This is a genomic window from Burkholderia sp. JPY481, assembly GCF_038900515.1.
Taxonomy (GTDB): domain Bacteria; phylum Pseudomonadota; class Gammaproteobacteria; order Burkholderiales; family Burkholderiaceae; genus Paraburkholderia; species Paraburkholderia youngii.
Genome location: NZ_JAYMRT010000040.1, coordinates 19,782 through 28,819, shown reverse-complemented (window position 1 = coordinate 28,819; position 9,038 = coordinate 19,782). Strand labels below are relative to the sequence as shown.

Here is a 9,038-nt window from a genome sequence, read left to right as displayed (position 1 = left end):
ATACATCGAAGTGTTTTATAACCGCAGTCGTCGTCATTCATCGCTCGGCTTCACGTCGCCAACTCAGTTCATGCAAGACTGGCTTGCGGCTCAGCGGACAAAGGATACGGCTGCATAACCCCGGACCCCTGGAAGGCGAAAAACCGAGGGAAGCTCACGGAATGCGCACCATCTCGCATGCGTCCCATCAGCTCGAGTCTCCTACCGGACACCGCACAATTTTTGCCAACAACCGCTCGTTGAGCCATGCTCATCATCGCCGACACCTCCGCCGTTTCACGCTCGCGTTACAGATCGACCTTGTGCATATGGTCAGCCGCACGCTTGATCCCTGTCGATACGTATCGCGCAATCGTTGCTTGCAGCCCGAACGACTTCCTTCCGCCGGTACGATGGCGGCTCTAAGCGTCGATCATACCGAACACAGGCTAAAGCGATGTATAAGGCAAGGTCGATCGCATTGCTTCATGTATTTCTTGTGGGATCTCTGTTTCTAAAGCCAGCATTCGGTCAGGAACGACTCTATACGAATGCCGACGGTAGCAAAACGGACAGCCTGGAGCAAGCCGCCAAATCTTGGGGCAACGATAAAGAATTCAAGGCGAGCTGGTCGGCTGGCGCGATGAAGGCGCAATACGCGTATGCGATGGGGTTTACCGGAAGAGGTATAAAAGTCGGGGTGCTGGATTCAGGCGTCGATACGACACATCCCGAACTGTCAGGGCCTCGGATCCATCCTGTGTCTACTATCGGTACATACTATGAAGACGGGTTCCAGTTTTATGCCGACGATTCGATGATCCCGGTCAGGAAGGGTGACGCATTCAATGTTCGCGGATCGCATGTCGATGGCGTCAATGACTCGCATGGGACCGAGGTAAGCGGAGCCATTGGTGCCGCACGAGACGGCAAAGGAATGCAGGGTGTTGCGTTCAATGCAGATGTTTATGTCGCAAACACCAATGGGACCGACGACAATCGTGAGCAGGGCTCCAACTGCTTAGACTACGGTTACTTTACTGCTGCCTATGATGCCTTGGGAAAGAGCGGTGTTCATATCGTCAATCAAAGTCGGGGACAGAACTCTCCCATTTCAGCGGAGAATCGGACAGATTCTGTTGACCAGCTCAAAACCGCGTACCAGGGATTCGCTAAACGCGCGCGCGAAGGTTCGAAAACCTGGATAGATGCAGCCGCAGAAGCTGCCACGAAATATCGCTATATCGAAGTCATTGCCGCGTCGAACGACCCGCAGAGAAATCCGGACGTGCTAGCCGCGTTACCCTACTATCGCCCGGAAGTCGAAAGGGACTGGCTAGCAGTGTCCGGCTATTCGAGCAACAACGGGCAAGTTTATAACCAGTGCGGTGTTGCAAAATGGTGGTGTCTCATGGCGCCGACCGTGGCGATGGCACCCAAGGCTGGAGGCGGCTATGACCCTGGCTTCAACGGTACGTCCGCGTCTGCTCCGTACGCCTCCGGTGCGCTTGCGCTGGTCATGGAGCGTTACCCCTATCTGACTAGCCAGCAGGCGTTGACAGCACTGCTGACGACCTCGCGAGAGATGGTTTCGGATCCCGCCAAAGTCGATCCGTCGAAACCATTGAACAAGCTGCCTCGCGACACTACCGGCACCTCCGGCGGTTTCACTGCCCTGATTCCTGGTAACACACATGTTCCCAATGCGGTGGCGGGCTGGGGACTCCCAGATCTATAGAAGGCAATGAACGGCCCCAGCCAGTTGCCGGGTCGGTTCAATGTGAATGTGCCTTCTGGCATGTCGGACGTATGGTCGAACGACATTTCGGACGTCGCACTCGCCGCGCGTCAGAAAGAGGACGCAGCAGAGCATCAATCGTGGCTCGATACGCTGAAAACGAAGGGCTGGACGCAGGGACTGCCCTCGAATGCGAGCGACAGCGACAAGACAGCGTACGAGATCGGCACCGAGCGCGAGTCTGCTTACCAGGCACGTGCCTATAAAGGTAGCCTGACAAAATCAGGCAGTGGTCTGCTGACCCTGTCGGGGAACAACACCTATCGCGGATTGACAATGGTTGACGGTGGGGAACTGCGGATCGATGGCTCGATTGTCGCCGGCGCGGTGGTCAATGCAGCTGGACGGCTCACAGTGACCGGCCGGACGGCTGATGTTGCGGTGAACGGTGGCGGCGCAACGATCGCCGGCACAAGCGCACAGTTGTCGATCGACCAAGGCGGAACCGTAGCCGTAACGAATACAGGGAGGACGGGTGACGTGTTGCTGGCACGCGGCTTTGCGTCGCTCGACGGAGCAAGCGGCAACGTCGCGGTCGGTAACGGAGGGGTCGTTAGCGGCAACGGCGCCCTGCAATCTCTGAACGTGAATGAAGGAGGAACGGTCGCCCCTGGACATTCGATCGGCCTGTTGAAAGTAACGAATGACGCGAATTTCGCAACAGGATCAACCTATGCGGTCGAACTTTCGCCGAGCGGAGCAAGCGACCGGATCGACGCAGGTGGTAAAGCGCGTATCGCGAATGGCACGCTCAGCCTTGCGCTTGAACATTCACCCCCATCCCTTAGTCTCGAACAGTCACGCTCGATTCTGGGTCAGCGTTTCGACATTTTGAACGCCGCAGGAGGCGTCGAAGGTCAGTTTGCGACGCCTGGTGGCTACCTGTTCGTGTTGCCGTCGCTCGCATATGGTCCGACGAGCGTCAGTCTCACCGTGAATCGAAGCGCGACGCCGTTCGCGAGCGTCGCGGGTACGGATAACGAACGCATTGTCGCTCGCGCGATGGAGACACTGAACCCGGGCAGCGCAGTGTACAACAGTGTGCTGTTCGCAATCTCCGCACAGGTGCCACAGGCAACATTTGGACAACTGACGGGTGAAATTTATCCTGCCACCTACGCGACGCTCATCAATGAAAGCCGTCAGGTACCCGACGCGGTGTTCGGGCGGCTCTGGGCTACGCGTGATACCGCCTCGACACAGTCAGGCGCTTGGGCGCGCCTGTTGGGCTCGTGGGGGGGCGCACGGGGTGATGGCGTCAATGGATACACCAGTTCGACAGGTGGCTTCCTCGCGGGTGCAGATGCAATGGTGCACGATGGTGTTCGCGTGGGTGGCCTCGCCTGCTACAGCCATAGCGGCGTCAATCTGCGTGACCAGCCGTCGTCTGCATCATTCGACAGCTTTCATCTCGGTGCATATGCGGCCTAGCAGCCCAGCGCGCTCGGGCTGCGCGCGGGCGTAGAGCACGCGTGGCACCGAGGTGGCATGGATCGCTATGTGCAGTATGGCGCGACGTCTGAGCACGAAAGCGGCACGCTGAACGCAGAAACGACCCAGGTGTTCGCCGAGACCGCTTATCGTCTAAACCTTAGCGGAGCAGCCGACGTGGAGCCGTTCGGGCAGCTCGCCTATGTTCATTTGAACAATCATGGAATGGCCGAGACAGGCGGTGCGGCCACGCTGCGCGCTCAGGAAGGCAACAACGATGTATCGTGTACAACGCTCGGCATGCGCGGCACAACGCAGTTCACGCTGATATCGATGATGCAGCTTACGCTGCAAGGGAGCCTCGGCTGGCAGCACGCGCTGACGAGCGGCCGTCCGGTTGCGACGCTTGCATTCGCTTCTGGCAGCGACGGTTTCTCGGTCGCGAGCGTGCCGGTTGCGAAAGATGCGGCAGTGCTAAGCGTGGATGCCCGGATCGATATCGGCGAGAATGGACGCCTCAGCATCGGATATTCGGGTTCGCTGGCTAGCCGGCAATCCGATCATACGGTGCAAGGCAATTTAAACTGGAAGTTCTGAAAAAGCGAACCTCATTGTCACCGCAATGGTCGCAACTACTGTGAGCCCGTATCGATGGAACGCAAGCCAGAGACCGATGATTGCAAGCTCGGTCGCAAGCAATGTGAGCCCACGGCTCGCCGTCAGTCGCAACCAATTCGAGCCGAAAAAGCCGATGATTGCGAGCCAGACTGGTTTCGATTGCAAGCCGCTACAACTACTCGTCCGATCTGGGCGCGCTTTTCGGTGCCATCGACGGACAGAAGTTCGCTGCCGCCACTCCGACCGCAAAGGCGAGGCACTCGCGCAAATATTTCGGTCGCGAACGGGGAGTGAGGGTTGGCCGCAATTCGTCAATTTTTCGCCAAAACGATGCTAAGTCGATGAGCCAGAAAGAGAAATTTGACCGATCGGCAACGGCTTGAACATCACAGGCTCGACTGGAGAAATTGATTGTCGCTTCAGTCAGGGGGCAACCCGGGCCAGGCGTTACCGACCGGATGCGGATAGAGGATACCGAGCGCGTGACGTCCACAAAAATGAGGTCAATCCACCGGACGGTGGTTTCGCGGCGGGTCGTCATTCGCGCAATCAGTTTGGCGAGGGTTTCGCCCGGGGAGGTCGAGGTGTGCAGGGTGACTGGTTTGCGCTCACGCCAGCGCGAGAGCGCGGCCTCGACGTGGGCGATGGTGAGCCGGTGGCCGGCTTGTGCGGGGAACGGAAAATCGGCTGGGGTCATGGAATTTGCAGAGAAACTGGACATCATCGGCCCTGCGTACCGGTCCTGGCGCGCGGACGGGCCGCTGCGGCCGGCGAGACATCCGGAATCGGTTCAAACAGCGCATCGAGGTCGTCGGCTGAAAACTTGACCGCGCCGGCGCCATCTTCGGACAGAATGCTATCGGCCAGCACGGCCTTCTTCTCCTGCAGCGCGACGATCTTTTCCTCGATGCTGCCGGCGGCGATCAGCTTGTAGACGAACACCGGCTTGTCCTGGCCGAGACGATGCGCACGATCCGTCGCCTGGTTTTCCGCGGCGGGGTTCCACCACGGATCGTAGTGAATCACGGTGTCGGCTGCCGTCAGGTTCAGACCAACACCGCCGGCCTTCAGGCTGATCAGGAAGAGCGGCACTTCCCCTTGCTGGAAGCGCTGCACGGGCGTCATGCGATCGGTGGTGTCGCCGGTGAGGATGACGTATGGGATGGCGGCCTTCTCGAGCGCCGCCGAGATCAGCGCCAGCATCCCGGTGAACTGCGAGAACAGCAGCACGCGGCGCCCTTCGTCGATCAGTTCCGGGAGCATTTCGAGGAGCAGGTCAAGCTTGGCTGACTCCCTGACCTGTGCCGCTTTCTCCAGCTTGACGAGGCGCGGATCGCAGCAGACCTGACGCAGCTTGAGCAACGCCTCGAGCACGATAATGTGACTGCGGGCGAGTCCCTGTGCGGCAACGGCGGTCCGGACCTTTTCCTGCATCGCGGCGCGTACCGTTTCATACAGATCGCGCTGCGCACCTTCAATGTCCACGGTGCGCACGATGACTGTCTTCGGCGGCAGTTCGGTCGCAACCTCATCCTTGCGCCGGCGCAGCATGAACGGGCGGATTCGGCGTGCGAGCAGCTCGCGCCGCACGGTGTCGCCGCCTTTCTCGATCGGCGTGCGCCAGCGCTTCGTAAAATCTTTCTGGCTGCCAAGGAACCCGGGCAGCAGGAAATCGAACTGGGACCACAGCTCGCCCAGGTGATTTTCGAGTGGCGTACCGGTCAGGCACAGGCGGTGCTGCGCGCGCAGTTCGCGGATGGTAGCTGCCGCTTTGGTCGTGGCGTTCTTGACGTACTGGGCCTCGTCGAGGATCAGCAGGTGATAGTCATGCCGCGCGAGGATGGCCTGATCGCGCCACAGCAGCGCGTAGGTCGTCAGGATGAGATCGTGTTCGCCGATCTGGTCGAAACGATCGCGGCGCTCGGGCCCGTTCAGATCGAGGACTTTCAGGCCGGGCGCGAAACGTCCCGCTTCCTCGCGCCAGTTGTGGACCAGCGTGGTCGGCACGACGATCAGCGCGGGCTGCTCGAGACGACCTGCCTCCTTTTCGGCGAGCACATGGGCCAGTGTCTGCACGGTCTTGCCGAGTCCCATGTCGTCGGCCAACACGCCCGACAGGTTGTGCTCGCGCAGGAACTGCATCCAGCTTAAGCCCTGATGCTGGTACGCGCGTAATTCAGCCTGCAATCCGCGCGGCACGGGTACCTCGGCCAGACCTGGTCCGGCCTGCAGGCGCTGCGCGAGCTGGCGAATTGACGCATCGCCGTGGAACTGCCAGCGGCCCGTATCGTTCAGTGCTTCGAGGCGGCCGGCATCCAGTTCGGAAATCCGCAGGGAACCTTCTCCAACAGACTCGAACAGATCGACCAGTATCCGCACGACCGGTTTGAGCCGGTCGGCGCGCAGGCGCAGCCGTTCGCTCCGATTGGTTCTCAGCTCGATCATTTCGTCATCGGCAATCGTATCGAGTTCGCCCGACAGCCAGCGCCGGTCGCGCCGGAACAGTTCCGCCAGCAGCGGCTCGAGGCGCTCCGTACGGTCGCCTACCGTGATCCCCATTTCCAGATCGAACCAGCCGTCGCCGGCGTGGTGCGCCGTCCCGTCGATGGCGTCGATCTCGATCACGTTGAAGCGGAACCCAGCGGTCATGGTGACGCGCCAGCCCTTGCCGCGCAGCACCGGTAACACATCATTCACGAACGCGTACCACGCTTCGGGCTCCGTCAGCCCGAGCATCGCATCGGGAAGCGATTGCATACTCTGTACGCGACCGGCGGGGATCTTCTGCAGCCCGGTCTTGCGTAACTCTATCAGCCGCTTTTTCTCGGCATCAGGGCGCCGCCTGAGCTGAACAACGCCACCGTCGGGATGCGAGACCAGGGTCGCGTCACTATCCGCGTTGAGGCAAACCCCGCTATAGTCGAAACCGACGGTCGCGAAATCCAGCACGCCGCTGTGGTAGTCATATTTGCCAAAGCTCGCGGAATACACCGAGCGGGTGTCGAGCGACAGGAGCGGCACCGGCTCGGTGTCGATCACCCGGATGGCCGATGCGTCGTGTGCCGGAGGTGACGGCAGATCGGGGGCAATCTCGCGCAGCACGGCGGCCACGAGCGGTGCTTCAGCCAACGAGATCGGCGGCATCGACAGGTACGTGGCCAGTTGCTGCGATGTCAGGGATTGCGACGGCAACTGCACGATGCCGGCGACACCCGCCTGCGCGTCGACGTACCAGAGCGGTTCGGTTGCCAGCAGCAGCGTGGCTGGTGGCCCGGTTCGCAATACAGGTCGCAGATGGTCGTCTGCCTGGGGCTGCCACTCGATCTGTCCCGTACGAGGATCGCCCTGGGACAGCGCCACAGGCGTGGACAATGCGCCCTGATTCGCGCTCACTGCGGCGAACAGGCGACCGGTCACGATCAGCTTCTGCAGCACATCCGCCCCGGTTGAGCCGCGCAACACGAAGCTGCCATAGTCCTCGCGACAGCGACCCAGCCACAGTCCACGCAGGATCGTCAGATCATCGTCCGTGACGAATTTCGGCGGCTTGATGAGGGCGGCCTCGACATTGTTCCACGCATCGTCGATCGAGCGGATCGTGCCGTCGGCATTGCGGCGCGCCTTGAAGAGTTGCACTTCATGGCGCTGGTGATAGCGCGACCAGCCCAGCACATAGGCGAGCGTATGGGTCGGTTTCGAGGCCGCCTTCCTTGCATTGGGCGCGGTAGTCGCCAGTTCGGCACGAAACGTCTCCAGCCAGCTAACGAGTTCATGACGTACGCCTGGCTGGGGCTTCGGCATTCTTTCGAGGCCTGCGATCAGCAGCGCCGCGGCGTGCTTGCAGTCGTATCCAACCGGGCAGGAGCATTCACTTTCGGCCCACAGGCCATCCGCTGTGTCGTAAAACTGTACATCCACCGTATAGGGGCGACGCGCGGTCCCCTGCACCTCGCCGCTGAGTACGTTGTCCTGCCAGCGCAGCTTCGACACCGCGTGGACGTAATCACGCGCCCGGGCGACGGTGCGGGAATCCAGCCAGTGCGCGATCTGCGCCTGGTCATAAAAAACTGACGACATCAGTGACCCATCCATGCATGTTCAACCCGCCATGACGGCAACGTGTGGGCAGGCAGGGATAAGTGAAGTGCTGACTGCCTGTCCTTGTCATGGCCTCCCGGCATCCGTTGTCCGCGACGGCTGCCTATTTTACGCGCCAACGTTTGCGGGAAGGTGGCCTTTGGGATTTGCCCAGGCACACTGGTTACAGCCGGTGGTGTTATCCCCCTTTCGGGTTTCGGCACCGTCAGGGCCGACGGCGTTCTTTTCAGCGCGTCTAGCAATCGGCGCGTGACCTGAACCTCGGCATCAGCGCGCTCAGCCCGTTGCAGCGCGTCCTGCAGCAGCGATCGCGTGCTGTTCAGTTCATCCATGGTGGCGAGGTGCTGTTGCGTTGCGCTTTCATCCCGCTGCTGTAAAAGCCGGAGCTCGGTACGCAAGGAGGCAAGCGCGTCGGCATGCTGGAGCGCTGTGTCCTTCAGTTCAGCGCGTGCACCGCCCAATTGAACGCGCAGCTCTTCAGCGGTCTTTTCGCTTTTCTGGCGAGCGGTGCGTTCCTGGTCAATTTCTCGCAGAGCGCGCTTCTCATGACTGACGGCCCGCTCCTCGGCGGTGGTGACACGGTCGCGTGCGCGCTCCAGTTCAGCGGTGAATTCGGCCTTGACCTGCGCGAACTGAGGGGCGGCTTCGTCGACTTGCCGGCGGATTTCCTGCAGGCGGGCCTCGGTTGCCGCATGCGCCTCGCGTTCGGTGGCTAGCGCATCGCGCATGCTGGCGAGTTGCGCGCGCGTCGCTTCGAGTTCAGCCTGTGTCGCCGCCGTCGCCTGCCGGGCGAGCTCGAGTTCTGCGACGACCTGATCGCGTACTGCTTCGGCTTCGTGGGCCTGATGACGCGCCTCGGCGCGCAGTGTGGCCAACTGGCCGGTGGCCGCTTCCGATGCCGCCTGCCAGATGCTGAGCACGGCGTCGGCTGCGACCTGCTTCATGGCGTCGGGCAGGTCCGGATGGTGGATCTTCACACGGGTCTTGTCGCGCAGATCCTGCCAGAACCGGTTCAGCACGTCGGCGGGCGTCGTCATGCTGCCCTTGCGCACCAGGCTGTAGAGCTTGTTCGCCGTGGGCGTGATGCAATAGCGGAAGAACAGCAGCGTCACAC

At 61.1% G+C, this 9,038-nt stretch carries 3 protein-coding genes and 1 pseudogene; 1 reads left to right on the top strand and 3 read right to left on the bottom strand.

The window, feature by feature from the left end; all coding sequences use genetic code 11:
* Window positions 1-436 precede the first annotated feature (436 nt).
* Window positions 437-3,805: pseudogene (locus VSR82_RS37735) on the top strand (autotransporter domain-containing protein).
* A gap of 196 nt (window positions 3,806-4,001) precedes the next feature.
* On the opposite strand, the gene VSR82_RS37730 reads toward VSR82_RS37735, so the two are convergent.
* The 3 genes from VSR82_RS37730 to VSR82_RS37720 are packed head-to-tail and all read right to left on the bottom strand — an operon-like array spanning window position 4,002 to window position 9,036.
* Window positions 4,002-4,523 (bottom strand): hypothetical protein, encoded by a 522-nt coding sequence (locus VSR82_RS37730; protein ID WP_498858703.1) that lies wholly within the window; start codon window positions 4,521-4,523, stop codon window positions 4,002-4,004.
* Window positions 4,524-4,546: 23 nt separating this feature from the next.
* Window positions 4,547-7,903 (bottom strand): DEAD/DEAH box helicase, encoded by a 3,357-nt coding sequence (locus VSR82_RS37725; protein ID WP_498858701.1) that lies wholly within the window; start codon window positions 7,901-7,903, stop codon window positions 4,547-4,549.
* Window positions 7,903-9,036 carry a DNA-binding protein gene (locus tag VSR82_RS37720; RefSeq protein ID WP_498858700.1) on the bottom strand — a complete coding sequence of 378 codons (1,134 nt, stop codon included), beginning with the start codon at window positions 9,034-9,036 and terminating at the stop codon, window positions 7,903-7,905. Before VSR82_RS37720 ends, VSR82_RS37725 begins: the two co-directional genes overlap by 1 nt.
* Window positions 9,037-9,038 lie beyond the last annotated feature (2 nt).